The following is a 16,285-nucleotide window of genomic DNA, read 5'->3' on the forward strand; positions in this document are numbered from 1 at the left end:
CATTGGGATTTATTGAAATGAAATATAAAGACAAAATCCAAAAAATCAGCTCTGGAGAATCTGAGATTTAAAACTCTTTGGAACAAAAACGTACAAAATCTTGTACAACAATAAATGAACATCCACCTTTAGAAAAATTTAGAAATCATGGACGTTACTACTTATTCTAATTTTCGTCAAAATCTAAAATCTCACCTAGACGATGTGGTCAATGACCAAAAAGCGCTTTACGTCACCCGCGCAAATGGCGAAGATGTCGTAGTCTTATCCAAGTCCGATTATGAAAGCATGCAAGAGACTTACTACTTGATGAGCAGCCCTAAGAATGCCGAAAGATTGCTACACGCAATTAACGAGGCAAACCAAGGTCTAGGAGTTAAAAGAGATCTGATCGAACTCTAAGTCACTTCATCATGGATACTATTTTTTTGTCTAAAGGATGGGAAGACTATCAATATTGGATTGACGCAGATCTAAAGCTTTTTAGAAAAATCAATAAACTGATCAAAGAATGTCAGCGAACTCCATTCGAAGGAATTGGTAAACCTGAGCCATTGAAAAACGAACTCTCAGGCTGGTGGTCCCGCAGAATCGACCGCGAGCACCGGCTCGTCTATCGGGTAAAAGACGGCGTACTGGAGATCGCGCAGTGCAGACATCATTATTGATTCAACTCACATCAGCCATCAATTATCCGACATCTTCTGCAACTCCCGAATATCCGTCTGCATCTTGGTCATCATCCGCATCAGCTGGCGCATATCGGTCTCCTGCTCGGGAATCTCCCGGCTGGTGTAGGCATAAAAAGCCCATATCTCCAACACCTCTTCCGCCTGCACGGTATAGGGTTCAAAAAGCGGGTTGAGAGACTTCAGCAGGAGCGTTCCATCCTGCCGCAAAGTCACCAGTTTGAACACAAAATCCTGTCCTTCCCTTAAGATCACAATGCAAGGCGACTCGGGCTTGAGCCCTGTCCAGTCTGCCACATATTGCGCTATCACATCGCTTCCCTCAGGAATCGGCGCCATCGACTCCCCCATCGTGGGAAAAATCCGAAACGTCCCGCTCCCGGGCAGATTGGGAAGGGAGTATTTGGGCAAAGCGGCGATAAACTCCGGGTCATTGTATCCGGTCCGATAGCCCGCCTTGGCCTTCACAGGCACATATTCCACATTCTCGTTGTTGTTCCGATCTACGCTGATGGCCAACACACGCAGATTTCCGCCCTTGATGTAGACATCATTTCCGGCTTCCAGCTCCCGCAATTTCAACTCCCCCAGCTTTGACAGTTCCACCCGGATCAGACTGTCTATGCTGATCCCAAAAAGCTCGGAGACACTCAGAAAATCTTCCAGGGTCGGAGACTTGGTCTGGCCAGACTCCAACGCGTTCACTTTTGACCTTGTGGCAGAGAGCTTACCAGCCAAATCCTGCTGCGTCATCTTCCGTCGCTCCCTGAGGAACTTCAGGTTTCCCGCAAAGAAATTCTTTGACTTTTCCATCGTTTATTGATATTATTAGAGTCAACATATTGACATTAATAGTGTCAAACATACGGATTAGTGAGATAAGATGAAAGCGCTGGGGAACAAAGATGAGGCAATACGTCAATTGAGGGAGAAAATCATGGAGATGGAGGGATTTACCCAGTCCATGAGCACCCCTTCCACTTCCCTTGGTCTGGGCCCAATCGAATCCGCCTTTCCCAGCGGCAGATTCACACTGGGCACGGTGCATGAATTCATCAGTCCAAATCCTAACGATGCGGCCGCCACCAACGGATTTATCTCCGGAATCCTGGCATCGCTGATGTGCAAAGGAGGGTTTTGCCTCTGGATCAGCAACAGGCGAAGTCTTTTCCCCCCAGGTCTCAAGCGCTTCGGGGTAGAACCAGACCGGGTCATCTTCATCGATCTGAAAAGAGAAAAAGATGTGCTCTGGGCGATGGAACAGGGCCTCAAATGCAGCACACTCTCAGCCGTGGTAGGCGAGCTGCAGGAGATCAGTTTCACAGAATCCCAGCGCTTGCAGCTGGCAGTAGAGCAGAGCAAAGTGACAGGACTCCTCCACCGTCACAATCCCAGATCCCAGCATGCTTTGGCATGCACCACACGCTGGAGGATCTTTTCGCTAAGCAGCGAACTGGAAGACAAGATGCCCGGAGTAGGCTTTCCCACCTGGAAAGTGGAGCTCCTCAAAGTCCGAAACGGCAGACCCGGTGAGTGGAAACTAGAGTGGAAAAACGGCCGGTTCAACCAGCTGCCACTACGCAAAGAGCAGACCAAAGAAGCCCTATTCCCAAGAAGACAACAGTATGCTTAAGCGCTTCCTTTCTCTTTGGTTCCCGTACCTGATCACCGACAGACAGCTCATCCGACAGCCTGCGCTGCGGGAGATGCCCTTTGTCTTTGCCGCTCCGCAACGGGGCAAGATGATCATCAAAGCGTCCAGCATCCCGGCAGTTTCTCTGGGCATTCGTCCGGGAATGGCCGCAGCCGATGCGCGGGCATTGCAGCCTGATCTCCTGGTGCTCCCTGACAAACCGGGATTGGAAGAAAAACTCCTCCAGGGCCTGGCCGAATGGTGCCTCCGCTACACCCCGGTCGTTGCTTTAAATCTCCCTGACGGATTGATCTTGGAGATATCGGGCTGTCCACACCTCTGGGGCGGCGAAGAACCTTATCTGGAGAGCATCACATCTACACTCAAAAGCAAGGGGTATCATGCCCGCGCCGCAATTGCAGACACCATCGGCTGCGCTTGGGGGATGGCCCGGTATGGAAAGTCAACTATTATCGCCCCAGCAAACCAGCGGCAAGCGCTTTTGGCTTTGCCTCCGGTGGCCTTGCGCCTCGATGCTCAGACACTGGATCGAATGGACAAGCTAGGATTCAGCCGAATTGGGCAGTTTATCGACATCCCAACTCCGACGCTTCGCAGACGGTTTGGAGAAGCGACCCTTATCCGACTGGGTCAGGCTTTGGGCACAGCTCACGAGTCGCTGGAGCCGATCATCCCGCAGGAACCTTACGTGGAGCGACTTCCCTGCATGGAGCCGATCCTGACTGCAAATGGAATCAAGATAGCGCTTGCAGAGTTGCTGAAGACGATTTGCTTGCGGCTTTCCAAGGAAAAAAAAGGCATGCGGAAAGGGATCTTCCGGGGGCATCGGATGGATGGCAAGATTGAGGAGATCTCCATTGGCACAAATATGCCTTCCTACAATCCAGAGCACCTCTTTCGCTTGTTTTCACTCAAGATTCCCACCATCGAGCCGGATCTGGGCATCGAACTCTTTGAGATGGAAGCACTGCTGGTCGAGAAAATCAGCGAAACTCAGGAGTCCTTCTGGCACAGCACCGGAAATGACGTCACAGCCCTTGCCGAACTACTGGATAAGATGGCGGGCAAGATGGGACAACATACCATCCACCGCTATCTGCCGCAAGAGCAGCACTGGCCGGAGCATTCCATCAAAGTCACTCAGTCGCTGGAAGACCGACCCAGCTCTGAGTGGAAAACCGACAGGGTTCGCCCCTTACACCTGCTTACTGCTCCTGAGCCCATCGAAGTGATGGTTCCCTTGCCGGATTATCCTCCGCTGAATTTCAGATACCGTGGAGAAACCCTAAAAATTGTAAAGGCCGATGGCCCCGAGCGGATAGAGCAGGAATGGTGGCTGCAGTCAGGCCCTCCACGAGATTACTACACGGTAGAAGACGAAAGTGGAAAACGCTATTGGTTATTCCGTCTGGGTCTATATGAAAAAGGGGATCCAGAATGGTTTCTGCATGGATTCTTCGCTTAAAGTTTAACCGCAAAGGCGGAAAATTTAACCGCAAAGACGCAGAGGACGCTAAGGGTTTTTAACCACAGAGCGCACAGAGGATTAGCATGGGAGTCTTTGATCGGGTTGAGAACTTTCATCGGACAAGCTTTCAATGGCCTTTTTGAGAACACAGAGAAAAGCTAAAGCTTTTATTAGATCACTTCTCTATGAAAACTCTGTGTCCTCTGCGACTCTGCGGTCAAAAAACAAAAAATATGGATTACATAGAGTTACAAGTCACATCAAACTTCACCTTTCTCCGGGGCGGATCCCATCCCGAGGAATTGATCGACCGCGCCGTCGAGCTAGACTATACAAGTATTGCCATCACCGACCACAACACCTTGGCGGGGATTGTCCGTGCGCATGCCGCTGCAAGAGGCAAAAAAATTCGCTTCATCCCCGCTTGCAGACTCGACCTACTGAATGGCCCCAGTCTGCTCGCCTATCCCACCGACCAAGCCAGCTACAGCCAACTATCCGCGCTGCTCACTCTGGGGAATCTTCGCGCTGAAAAGGGAAAATGTCATCTCTACAAAAAAGATGTGTACGAGCATGCGGCCAAGACAAAGTTCATTGCCCTGCCTCCTCCCTTGCTCAACGCGGACTTTTCTATCGACGCAGATTTTGTCCATTCTTTAGAGGAATACAGCGAGGAACTCTGGCCAAATCTCTACCTCGGAGCGAGTTTTTCCTACAGCAGCGATGACCATAAGCGGCTTTTCCAGCTTTCAAAGCTGGCTTCTAGGCTTAGCATCCCGCTCGTCGCTACCAATGACGTGCATTACCACGCTCCCGAAAGACGAGAGCTACAGGATGTCCTTACCTGCATCCGGGAGAAATGCACCATTCCCACGGCCGGTTTCCGCTTGCATCCCAACGCTGAGCGCTACCTCAAGTCAATCGATGAAATGAAACGTCTCTTTCGGGATTATCCCGATGCAATCCTGCGCACTCAGGAGATTGCCGATTCCTGCCAGTTTTCACTCGATCAATTGACCTACGTCTATCCTGAGGAAATCACCACAGAGGGACGCAGCCCGCAGGAAGAGCTCGTCCATCTGACCTGGCAGGGTGCAAAAGAACATTTTGGAGAGCAGATCCCCGATAAAATCCGGGAAAAGATTGTGTACGAGTTGGACTTCATGGCCCGTAAAAACTACGCCTCCTACTTCCTCACCGTCCACGACTTTGTGCGCTTTGCCCGGGAAAGAGAGATTCTCTGTCAGGGCCGTGGCTCAGCTGCCAACTCGGTGGTGTGTTACTGCCTTGGCATCACCTCGGTGGATCCCTCCAAGTTTAACCTGCTCTTTGCCCGCTTCATGTCGGATGCCCGGGACGAGCCGCCTGATATCGACGTTGACTTCGAGCACGAGCGCCGGGAGGAGGTCATGCAGTACATCTATGAAAAATACGGCCGTGACCGCGCCGGCATCGTGGCGACTGTGACGCAGGTTCACTGGAAAGGTGCGATCCGGGATGTGGGAAAAGCTATGGGACTGTCCGTGGATGCCGTAGACCGGCTTTCAAAGTCCGGCTATGAACTGACCGACGAGTGGTTCGAAGGAAAGGCACCTTCCTCCGAAGGCTTTGACTCCAAAGACAGCCATCTGCTAAAAACGCTGGAGCTTACCGGCCAATACATCGGCTTTCCCCGACAGCTCGGACAGCATACCGGAGGCTTTGTCATCACGCAAAACAAGCTTTCTGATCTCTGCCCGATCCTCAATGCACGGATGGAAAACCGTACCTGCATCGAGTGGAACAAGGACGATGTAGATGCGCTTGGATTTCTGAAAGTGGACGTGCTGGCACTGGGCATGCTCACCTGCATCCGAAAGGGGTTTGACCTTGCAAAAAAGCACTACGGGCGCTCACTCACACTAGCAAATGTTCCACAAGACGACCCGGAAGTCTATGACATGATCTGTCATGCGGATACCTTGGGAGTCTTCCAGATCGAGAGCCGGGCACAGATGTCCATGCTGCCCCGACTCAAACCCAAAAAATTCTACGATCTGGTGATCGAGGTAGCAATCGTGCGACCCGGTCCCATCCAGGGGGACATGGTGCATCCCTATCTCAAAAGACGGAATGGCGAACCCTTCGAGTTTCCCTCCAAAGAACTGGAAGAAATCCTGGGAAGAACGCTGGGTGTGCCTTTGTTTCAGGAACAAGCCATGGAGATTGCCATTGTCGCAGCAGGTTTTACACCGGCAGAAGCTGACGGGCTGCGGCGGAGCATGGCTACTTTCAAAGCCAAAGGACTGGTGACTCAGTATGAAAAAAAACTGGTAGACGGCATGGTGGCCAAGGGTTACGAAGAAGAGTTTGCCCGGCGTGTGTTCAAACAGTTGGAGGGCTTTGGAAGCTATGGTTTTCCGGAAAGTCACGCCGCCAGCTTTGCCCTGCTGGTCTACATTTCTTCTTGGATCAAGTACTACTATCCCGACATCTTCGCCGCTTCCCTGCTCAACAGCCAGCCCATGGGCTTCTATCAGCCTGCGCAGATTATCATCGATGCGCGAAAGCACGGCGTGGAAGTCAGGCCGATCGACATCAATCATTCGCTTTGGGACAATACGCTGGAGATGATTGCTGAAAAATCTCATGCGCTGCGGCTTGGGTTTCGACAGGTGAAAGGACTTCGGGAAGAGGACGTGCAATCTTTAACTTTGTATAGAACTCAGCACTTCTCCAAGATCATTGACTTGGCGAATATCGGCATCTCTCAGGCTGTCTTGGAAAGGCTTGCTGATGCGGATGCGTTCCGGTCGATTGGACTCGATCGGAGACAGGCGCTTTGGGAAGTTTCGGCGCTGCAGGGTCGCTTTACTGGCATCTTCCAGGATCAGTCTGTCGACAAGCCCACCGATCCGGAAACGATTCTGCCCACGATCTCTCCCATGGAACACGTCATCCGGGACTATTCTTCTACCACGCTGTCGCTGAAAGCCCATCCCGTGAGCTTCGCCCGTCCTCACCTCGACCAACTCGGGATCCTGCCTACCGCACGGCTAAAAGAACTGAAAAACGGTATGCCTGTCAAAGTCTGCGGACTGATCACCGTCCGACAACGGCCCGGCACGGCCAAAGGCGTACTTTTCGTCACAATCGAGGATGAGACCGGCTTTGCCAATCTGGTGGTCTGGGCCAAGACCTTTGAGAAATTCCGCAAGATCATCGTCCAGTCGAAACTCTTCATGGTTAGCGGCAAAGTGCAGATCGAAGGCGAAGTGATCCATGTCGTCGTGCACACCTGCCGCAACCTCACCGCCCTGATGAACCTCGATGCAGAAGCAAGAGACCTCGGCACCGTCCAGCCGAGAATTTCCAAAAAAACACTGGAACAAGCCCTTAAAGAGAAAGCTGTACAGGGAGAGTTGTTTCCTTCGAGGGATTTTAAGTAGGGGTCTCCTTAAACCAAGATTCATCTCCTAAATTAACTGAGGACCCAATGGGGAGTTGGCTCAAGCATTACTCAAATCTATCTCACATCTTGTGTCTTTTGTCTAGCGTCTTGACACTCGCTACTTGATACTGCTTTAGTTCCCCCTCAAGATCTCCATCGGCGGTTGATTGATGATCTTTCGTCCATTGAGCCAACCCAGTACAATTGTGAGTCCGGTGATGGCCAGATACATGATCAGCCCTTCCTTCCAAGCCACGCTAAAGTTCATATTGAAGATAAATTCACCCAAGAGGAAGGTCGCCAAGAAGGACAATAAGATCCCCGAAAGCGACGCCAGACTCCCTAAGAAGAAATATTCAAGCGTGTTGATCTGTGTCACAATGGACGAACTCGCACCCAGTGTCCGAAGCAAGATGCTCTCACGCATCCGCTGATACTTGCTGATGATCAGCGAACTGATCAGGACAAGAATCCCCGTGGCGATGGAGAAAAAGGCCATAAACTGGATTACAAAGCTGATTTTACCCAAGATCTCTTCCAGCGTGGCAACGATGGTTCCAAGATTGATGATCGAGATATTCGGATAAGCCCGCACGATCTCCGCTTGTACATCGGCAGCTTCGCGGTCATTTTTGGTCTTGGTGATGATCACATGAAACTTCGGTGCCTGCTCCAAGACTCCGTTTGGAAATAGCACCAGAAAGTTGGTCGATACCTGGTTGAACTTCACGTCCCGGAAGCTTCCGATGTAAGTCTTGATCGGTCGGCCCTGGACGTTAAACTCGATCTCGTCGCCGATTTTCAAGCCATTGCCTTCGCCGAATCCTTTTTCCAAAGAGACAAAAATGCTGTCTCCCCTCGCGCCAAGCGGGATCAATTCCCCGGCAGTCAGGGTTTCTGACGAAATCAGCGTGTCCCGGTAGGTCACGCGAAACTCGCGGTTGTACAGCCAGCGCGAATAGTTCTCCTCATCCGGCAATTCCTCGTTTTCCTTTTTGTCCACGCCGTTGATTTCGTTCAGGTTCATGGTCACAATCGCCACTTCCTGCATGATCGGCAGGGCCTTCGCTTTCACTTTTGCCCGCACCTCATCCAGCTGAGCCGACTGGATATCAAACATGAGCATGTTGGGCTGGTCTTCCTTGTCAGCGAATTTGGCTTCTTGGAGAAGTTGATTTTGTAGGAAAAAGAGCGTAGCAATCATCGCCGTGCCCAGTCCGATCGTCGCGATCAGGGAGATCGTCTGGTTGTTTGGACGGTAAAGATTTGCCAAAGCCTGTCTCCAGACATACGTCAGCGAAATCGGCAAGAACTTTCTCACTGCCCACATGATCAGCTGACCTACGCCCCAAAGTGCTCCAAAAGCTACCAGCACAAATCCCGTGAACCCGAGGGCCAACTTCCAATCTCCCAACAGATAAAAGCTAAATCCCCAGATAAACAGTAAGATCCCAACGATCACCAGCCAACGCAATGGATCTTTTAGCAAAGTTGTGTCTGCAGTTTCAGGTCGAAGCGTCGCCATCGGAGAGACATTCCGCACCTTCAGCAAAGGCAAAAGCGCAAACAAGATCGACACGAACAAGCCTGTAATAATCCCAAAGCCTACGGAAATCCAGGAGATCCCGACATTGACCTCGACGGGTAGAAAGTCTGCAAAAACGGCTGGCAAGACGTATTGAAGCGCTGTTCCCAGTCCCGCTCCCAGCAAGGCGCCGACCAGTCCCATGACTTTGATCTCAGCCAGATAGATCAACAGGACATCCCGGGAGGAAACGCCCAAACATCTTAACACTGCCACTGAAGCCAGCTTTTCCTTTACAAACACATTGACCGCGGAGGCTACACCGACGCAGCCCAGCAACAAGGCGATGAAGGCGACGAGACTCAGGAAGTTGGAAAGATTCTCAAAGGATCGCCCGGTAGAGCGCTTTTGGTCCTCAACCGTGTCGGCATCCACCCGATCCAGCTCCCACTGATCTTCATAGGGCTTGATCAGCTCGTCCACATTCGTGCCGGAAGCAAACATCAGGTAGCGCTTATACTCCACCCGGCTGCCGTATTGCACAAGGCCGGTTTCCTCCAAGTAGTCCATGGGAATGTATACTGCCGGAGCAACCGTGGCAGTGATCCCGGTTTGCCCGGGTACTTTCTGGAGTTCGCCGGCGATCTGGAAAGTCATGGCGCCGACCTTGATCGAGTCGCCAACTTCGGCATTAAACTGCGCCATCAGCGTCTTTTCTACCAGTGCCTTTCTTCCTCCGGCTCTAAAGTCCGCATCCCCGGCGGCAGGAATGGTTTCGAGTTTTCCATAGAAAGGAAAATCCCCCTCCAAAGCTCTGACCTGTGTCAATCTGCTGGCACCAGTACTTGGGAAAGCCACCATCGAGGCAAAACTCACCTCCGCGGCCTGCTCCGTGGCACTTGAATCGACAGTCTGATCTCCGATTGGCTTGTTGTTTTCCAAGACCAAATCTGCCCCAAGCAGCTCCTTGGCCTGATTGTCGATATCCTGAGTAAGGTTCTCCCCAAAACTGCTGATCGCGACCAAAGCTGCAATCCCCACCACGATGGAGGAGACAAAAAGCAAGAGGCGCGACAGGTTTTTTCGGAAATCCCGGAGCGCCATTTTCAAAATCCAACCGAAATCAGGCATGTGCGTCCTCCTGTATTTTTCCGCCCTTAATATGAATGATGCGCTGGGTTTTGGCTGCGAGATCCAGGTCGTGCGTGACCAAGACGAGTGTCGTTCCTTTTTCCCTGTTGAGATCAAAGATCAATTTCTCGATCATCTCGCCGGTTTCAGTGTCCAGGTTGCCGGTTGGCTCATCTGCGAAAAGTATCTTCGGCTCGTTGGCAAACGCCCGGGCTATGGAAACCCGCTGCTGCTCACCGCCCGAAAGCTGGGTCGGGTAGTGTGTGGCTCGATCACCCAAACCTACTTTCTCCAACAGTTCCTGTGCCTTTTGGCGGGCATCTTTTCGCTTTTTCAGCTCCAGCGGCACCATCACATTTTCCAAAGCAGTCAAGGTTGGAAGTAGCTGGAAGTTTTGAAAGATGAATCCCACGTCCTTATTTCTGACAGAAGCGCGCTGGTCTTCATTCATCTTTTCCAACGCTTGTCCATTAAGAACGACACTGCCAGTGGAGCCAGAATCCAGTCCGGCACAAAGACCGAGAAGCGTCGTCTTCCCACTGCCTGAAGGCCCGACGATGGAGATAATCTCTCCGGATTTGATGTCAAAATTCACTTCGTCAAGCACAGTCAGCCTTCTGCTGCCGCTTTGGTAAACCTTGCTCAGGTTTGCAACTGATAAAATATTCATAGGGGAAATGGGAGTCTGCATGCGATATAACAAAGGCTAAACGGTAAACCCTTGTAATGGTTGACGGAATATAGCAATCGGGTGACAAACCAGCAATCGACACCTAAATCAGCGGTCAAGTCCTTGTACTACAGGTGATCAGTTTTATGTCGAAGCCAGTCAAATCCGTCGTTTGTTAAATTTATTTAAAATAAATCTAAATAATCTTGCAGATTTTCAAATCTGCACTCTACTTTTGCCTATCGATAATCAATCTAAATAATCTATGAAAGGAATTTTTACCTTTTTCGTTATATTCTTTGCCTGCATCGCAGGAGCCTACAGTCAGTCGAAATATGAACTTCGGGGTACTATCTTGGACATCGGAGGTTTGCCTTTGACTGGAGCAAGTATACAGGTTGCGGGCACGTCATTCGGTACAGTCACAGATTTGGAAGGCAAGTACTCCTTGGTTTTTGACAAACCCGGAGACTACAATCTGAAATTGTCCTTCATTGGCTTCAAGACGATCGATGAAAAGGTCGCGATCAGCAAGCCCGTTTTCACTAGAAACTATAAGCTGGAAGAAGAGATTTCCAGTCTCCAGGAAGTGGAAATCATGGGCAGAAAGGAAGAAGGTTACAAAAACACGTCGACTTTCATCGGCAGCAAAACCCAGACAAACATCAAGGATCTCCCTCAGTCTGTGTCCTATGCAACCAAGGAATTGATCCTGGATCAGGGCCTGATGCGGGTCGGCGAGACAGTTAAAAACTTCTCCGGAGTCAGCCAGTTTACTTTTTATGATGACATCACGATCCGTGGTTTCCGCATTAACGGCGGCAGTAATACCCAATTGGTGAACGGGATGCGTTCCACTTCCGGATTTTGGAAGCAACCATTGATCAACTATCTGGAAAGAGTCGAAGTCCTCAAAGGCCCGTCTTCGGCCCTTTTTGGCAACGCCAGCCCGGGCGGCGTGGTCAACAGAGTGACCAAAAAGCCGTTGGACATCAACAGAAACAGTCTGAGTTTTTCGATGGGAAGCTTCAACAATTTCCGAGGCTTAGCCGATTTCACCGGACCGGCAAACAAGTCTAAAACATTGCTTTATCGTCTGAATCTTGGTTATGAAGACGCGCAGAATTTCAGAGATCTGCAGTTTGACAAAAACATCGTCGTCGCTCCTTCCTTTTCATTTATAGCATCCGAAAAGACCCGCGTGAATCTGGACTTGGTATTCAACAATTCCAGCAGTCGACTGGATCGGGGACAATCGACCTTCGAAAACGACCTCTATTCCACACCGATCTCCCGATCATTGAACACCGCCAATGATTACCTGAAAGAGCAGACTTACACCATCACTACTTCCATCAATCATCAAATCAGCAAATCGATTAGTCTCAACGCTTCCTACATGAAGACCGGCTACAACGAAGACCTGCAGGAACATCGCTCTTCCAATAGCTATGCGGTAGATGGCACGGGAAATACCATCCCGACGATGGTCGGCCGTCAGGTTTTCATCAGAAAGAGATCCCGCTTCGTCGACAATCTTTCTTCCTATCTGAACATCAACACCACGACCGGATCACTTGCCCATAAGTTGGTCGTAGGCTATGACTATGCCAGAGAATCCTTGGCGGCAGGCGGATCCCAACTGACCGCGAGCGGCTACAGAAATGCTTCCAACACCGGCTCCATCGCCAGATTTGATCCCTCAAAACCGCAAAACTACCTGCTAGACGCTGCCGGAAATCCGGTGCCAAACGTGTCACACTTCGACTTGGAGAATCCCATTCCTTCCCAAGCGATGCAGGATATGAGCAAGTATTTCTACGCGCAAGTAGGCTATGATCCGACGTTGTATTACCTGAACGGATTCTACGCCCAGGATCAGATTACCCTCGGTAAGCTCGAAGCGATGATCGGAGTGCGGTACGAGGTGTACACAGATTTTGAAAACTACAAGAAAGAAGGTGAGCAAAAGGTCAATCAGAATGCGCTCCTTCCCCGACTGGGATTGGTGTACAAAGCCAACGAACACGTGAATTTCTATGGTACTTACGTCGAAGGCTACAACCCTCAGACGGCTTCCACCATCGCCAACCCGAACGCTGGAGGACCCTTTGATCCTTTGGAAAGCTCCATGGTGGAGTTTGGAATGAAATCCGATTGGTTCAACAAGCGATTGGAATTGACGACAGGTATCTACCAAATCACCCAAAAAAACACGCTTTATCCAGTGGCGGGGGAAACGGACCTTTTGGAACAAATCGGTGAAGAATCCGCAAAAGGGGTCGAGATCGACTTGGTCGGCAGAGTCTTGATGAACTGGAGCGTGATGGCATCCTATGCCTATAATGTGGCCGAGATCACCGAAAGCCCCAACGAGGCCGACCTCGGTAAGCAAAAGCCCAATGCTCCCAAACATCAGGGAAATCTCTGGACGAAGTATGACTTTGATCAAGGCGCATTGACAGGCCTTGGGATCGGCTTCGGAACAAACTTCGTCACCGAAAGAAACCTCTCGCTAAGCGCAACCCAGACTATCCCCGGCTACACGCTGATGAATGCCGCTGTCTATTACACCACCGGAAATGTGCGTCTCCAGCTCAACGTCAACAACCTCACCGACGAAACGCACTGGGTGGGCGGATATGACTATCTGAGACTCTTCCCAGGTGCACCTAGAAATGTACTCGGCACGATCACCTTTTCTTTCTAACCTAAAAAGTGGCGGCAAAGAAATCCAAAAATCTGCTCTGGAAGATCCATCAATGGATCGGACTCTACGTGGGAATCGTCATCGCAGTGCTCAGTCTCACTGGCGCTGTGGCGGTTTTCCTCCCCGAGATCGATGGGTTGTCGGAGCGAAAATACCTGCTTGATTCCGCCGGCGAAACCCTACAGCCCGTCAGCGGCATTGTCTCGGAGATCCAGAGTAAGTATCCAAAATTCCAGATTTTGGGTGTCCAGCCACCACAATCCGATCTCCATCCGCTTATCATCGACATCTACAAGGAAGAAGCTCCCTATGACTCGGAGCGCTACCAGGTCTTTGTCAATCCCTACACGGGCGAAATCCTCGGCACAAAAGACCATCTGAACAGCCTCAGCAACTACCTCCGTCAGGTGCACGTGCGGCTAATGGACGCCTGGTGGGGTCGGCAGTTGGTCGGTCTGGCCGGTATTGGCCTCTTTGTCCTCTGTGTGACTGGCTTGCTGATCTACGGGCAGTTTATGAAAAAGCAGCTCTTTGGAGCGATCCGTAACGGGATAAATTTGCGGGTTCTGATGGCTGATTGGCACAAGATGGTCGGAATCGCCGCCCTACTTTTCAATCTGATGATAGCAGGTACGGGCGCTTGGCTCGGGTTACAGCCAGTGCTAATCAAGTGGCTGGACATTAAGGCTCCCAATGCTTATAAACGACCTGTCAAACCGATCAAACCCGCTGAGGACATCTTGCAGACCTACGACTACTGGCAGGCTGTCGCATTGTCAAAAAATGAAATTCCGGGCTTCATTCCCACGCAAATCATCCCATCCAAAGACGGAACCAATACCCTTGAAGTCAAAGGAGACGCCGGTCGGCTACCCTTCGAGCCGCACATCTCCAAGGTCGTGCTGGACAAGTCCTCACTTGAAATCCTAGACGTCTACGACATCCGCGAGCAGGCATTTGTGGATAAGTTTTACTACGTCCAGGAGGGTCTGCATTTTGGGAGATTCGGGGGAATATTCCTGAAGATTGCTTATGCCTTGCTCGGCATCACCTCGGGAGTGTTGTCGATTACCGGTTTTTTCATCTATCTGATCCGAAAAAGAAAGACTACTGAAGAAAAAGATCAGGTCAAAAAGACCATCTTCATCTATTCCATTTCCACGGTCACGCTCATCATCCTGCTCGCATTGATGGTGATCTTTGTCGGATATGCCTACGCGACGATGCTGGTGACTCCAGTGGTGTATATTTTCTTGGTTGCGTTCATTTCTTATCAGCTGTTTCTCTTTTGGAGAAAAGACAAAACATCAAAGAAACCCATCCATGAAAACAGCTAAGAAAGCGACAGAGCACTATCTGATGCCTCTAAACTTGTGTTTCCTTTCATTCTTTGGCTTGTTTCTGATCTATGAGCTGGACAAAAGACTGCTGGCGGATTCACCTACTTCCACTTCGTCCATCACACTGGGCGCGAGTGTCATCGCTATGATTTTTCTGGCAGCTTCCATCAAATTCCGCAGTCCCTATTTCCATGGGTTTTGCTCTCTGCTTGCCGTGATCGCTTTGGTGATTTTGTTCTGAATCCGGTAAAACCGAATTTTAACCGAACCTTTTACCCAAAAATCCTTTTGGGTATATAGTTTTACAATTCACTCTACTGATCACCATGAAGTTCACGCCCAAAGCTCTCCCCTTCTTTTCTTTCCTTTTGATATTTGGATTAGCCTTGGCTTCTTGCTCGGGAGAAAAGAAAGAGTCGGCTCAATCAGAAGCTACTGCTGAAAAAAGCGCCGACACCACGACCGACAAAAAGACCATTCTCTTCTTTGGCAACAGTTTGACTGCAGCCTACGGGATTGATCCCGAGGATGGCTTTGCAGGACTGATCCAGTCTCGGATAGACAGTCTGGGACTCGACTACAAGGTGATCAACGGCGGACTCAGCGGCGAAACTACAGCCGGAGGACTGAGTCGCCTCGATTGGTTTCTGGAGGAGGAGCCCGCGATCTTCGTCCTGGAACTGGGCGGAAATGACGGACTAAGAGGCATTCTACTCAGCGAAACCAAAAACAATCTGTTAGCGATCATCGACAAAGTCCGAGCAAAATATCCAGACACCAAGATCATATTGGCAGGCATGCAAATCCCTCCAAACATGGGTCAGGAATATTCCAAAGAGTTTAGCGAGCTATATCCGGCTGTGGCTGCTGAGAAAAACGTCACCTTGATCCCATTCTTACTGGATCGTGTCGGAGGTATTCCTGAGCTCAATCTTCCCGATGGCATTCACCCAACTGAAGAGGGTCACAAGATCGTGGCGGAGACGATTTGGCCGTTTATTGAAGCATCTTTATAGACACAACTTTCTACAGACTCCATATATTTTTTAGCGCTAGTTTGGTGTTTCGTTTGCAAAACTAAAACCATCTATTTTTAATGGATTTAAATTAGGTGTTACGCGCGCCCTATATCCCCATTTTACCCCTTCGAAAGAATTAGGGTTTCTATCCACATTTTTTTTAGCTTAAATTTTCGACTTCATTGAAAATTTTAAAGATGAGCTTTCAGATACAAGAAAAACCTGATGTGTACGACGTGATCATCGTCGGCTCCGGAGCGGGCGGGGGCATGGCCTCCAAGATCCTCTCCGAGGCCGGCCTGAGCGTCGCTGTGGTAGAAGCAGGCGGGGATTTTGACCCTGCAAAAGACGAAGACAGAACCCAGCTCCGTCCGCCCTGGGAATCCCCGAGACGTGGTGCAGGCACCCGAATCCGCCCTTTCGGCGACTTTGACCAGGCCATCGGCGGCTGGGACATCGAGGGCGAACCCTACACCCACAAGGACGGCACCAAGTTCGACTGGTTTCGCTCCCGCATGGTCGGCGGCCGGACCAACCACTGGGGAAGAATCTCCCTGCGCTTTGGCCCCAACGACTTCAAGCGTGCCGGCATCGACGGCTTGGGCGACAACTGGCCCATCGGCTACGACGACGTCAAGCCTTACTATGA

General features: G+C 50.6%; 13 protein-coding genes. 10 read left to right on the forward strand and 3 right to left on the reverse strand.

Annotated elements, in window-relative coordinates; all coding sequences use genetic code 11:
- Positions 1–147: 147 nt before the first annotated feature.
- Both G459_RS0120035 and G459_RS0120040 read left to right on the forward strand, forming a co-directional pair.
- Positions 148–402 carry a type II toxin-antitoxin system Phd/YefM family antitoxin gene (locus G459_RS0120035; RefSeq protein ID WP_026969236.1) on the forward strand — a complete coding sequence of 85 codons (255 nt, stop codon included), beginning with the start codon at positions 148–150 and terminating at the stop codon, positions 400–402.
- 11 nt (positions 403–413) lie between these two features.
- On the forward strand, positions 414–668 hold the full coding sequence (locus G459_RS0120040) for a Txe/YoeB family addiction module toxin (RefSeq protein WP_026969237.1): 255 nt from the start codon (positions 414–416) through the stop codon (positions 666–668).
- 18 nt (positions 669–686) lie between these two features.
- Here the strand turns inward: G459_RS0120040 and G459_RS0120045 are convergent, their stop codons facing one another.
- Positions 687–1,502, reverse strand: coding sequence for an XRE family transcriptional regulator (locus G459_RS0120045; protein WP_026969238.1), 816 nt, complete (start codon positions 1,500–1,502; stop codon positions 687–689).
- Positions 1,503–1,572: 70 nt separating this feature from the next.
- Here G459_RS0120045 and G459_RS0120050 point away from each other — a divergent pair, with 70 nt between their 5' ends.
- The 3 genes from G459_RS0120050 to G459_RS0120060 all read left to right on the forward strand — a co-directional run bounded on the left by G459_RS0120050 (position 1,573) and on the right by G459_RS0120060 (position 7,239).
- Positions 1,573–2,322, forward strand: a complete 750-nt coding sequence (locus tag G459_RS0120050; protein ID WP_026969239.1) for an ImuA family protein — start codon at positions 1,573–1,575, stop codon at positions 2,320–2,322.
- Positions 2,315–3,808 carry a Y-family DNA polymerase gene (locus G459_RS0120055; protein WP_026969240.1) on the forward strand — a complete coding sequence of 498 codons (1,494 nt, stop codon included), beginning with the start codon at positions 2,315–2,317 and terminating at the stop codon, positions 3,806–3,808. Before G459_RS0120050 ends, G459_RS0120055 begins: the two co-directional genes overlap by 8 nt.
- Before the next feature lie 236 nt (positions 3,809–4,044).
- Positions 4,045–7,239 (forward strand): error-prone DNA polymerase, encoded by a 3,195-nt coding sequence (locus G459_RS0120060; protein WP_026969241.1) that lies wholly within the window; start codon positions 4,045–4,047, stop codon positions 7,237–7,239.
- Between the two features lie 135 nt (positions 7,240–7,374).
- Here the strand turns inward: G459_RS0120060 and G459_RS0120065 are convergent, their stop codons facing one another.
- On the reverse strand, positions 7,375–9,897 hold the full coding sequence (locus G459_RS0120065; protein WP_026969242.1) for an ABC transporter permease: 2,523 nt from the start codon (positions 9,895–9,897) through the stop codon (positions 7,375–7,377).
- Positions 9,890–10,567, reverse strand: coding sequence for an ABC transporter ATP-binding protein (locus G459_RS0120070; RefSeq protein ID WP_026969243.1), 678 nt, complete (start codon positions 10,565–10,567; stop codon positions 9,890–9,892). Before G459_RS0120070 ends, G459_RS0120065 begins: the two co-directional genes overlap by 8 nt.
- Positions 10,568–10,832: 265 nt before the next feature.
- Here G459_RS0120070 and G459_RS0120075 point away from each other — a divergent pair, with 265 nt between their 5' ends.
- The 5 genes from G459_RS0120075 to G459_RS0120095 form a co-directional block, all read left to right on the forward strand.
- Entirely contained in the window at positions 10,833–13,277 is a 2,445-nt protein-coding gene (locus tag G459_RS0120075; RefSeq protein ID WP_026969244.1) for a TonB-dependent receptor, read from the forward strand.
- Between the two features lie 8 nt (positions 13,278–13,285).
- Positions 13,286–14,614: a PepSY-associated TM helix domain-containing protein gene (locus G459_RS28010; RefSeq protein ID WP_051315328.1), complete on the forward strand. Its 1,329-nt coding sequence runs from the start codon at positions 13,286–13,288 to the stop codon at positions 14,612–14,614.
- Positions 14,601–14,858: a hypothetical protein gene (locus G459_RS0120085; protein WP_026969245.1), complete on the forward strand. Its 258-nt coding sequence runs from the start codon at positions 14,601–14,603 to the stop codon at positions 14,856–14,858. The genes G459_RS28010 and G459_RS0120085 overlap by 14 nt, the downstream gene beginning before the upstream one ends.
- A gap of 85 nt (positions 14,859–14,943) precedes the next feature.
- Entirely contained in the window at positions 14,944–15,633 is a 690-nt protein-coding gene (locus G459_RS0120090) for an arylesterase (protein ID WP_026969246.1), read from the forward strand.
- A gap of 200 nt (positions 15,634–15,833) precedes the next feature.
- The coding region (locus tag G459_RS0120095; protein WP_026969247.1) for an FAD-dependent monooxygenase at positions 15,834–16,285 on the forward strand (452 nt) is incomplete at its 3' end.

Source organism: Algoriphagus terrigena DSM 22685, from assembly GCF_000429445.1.
Classification (GTDB): Bacteria; Bacteroidota; Bacteroidia; order Cytophagales; family Cyclobacteriaceae; genus Algoriphagus; species Algoriphagus terrigena.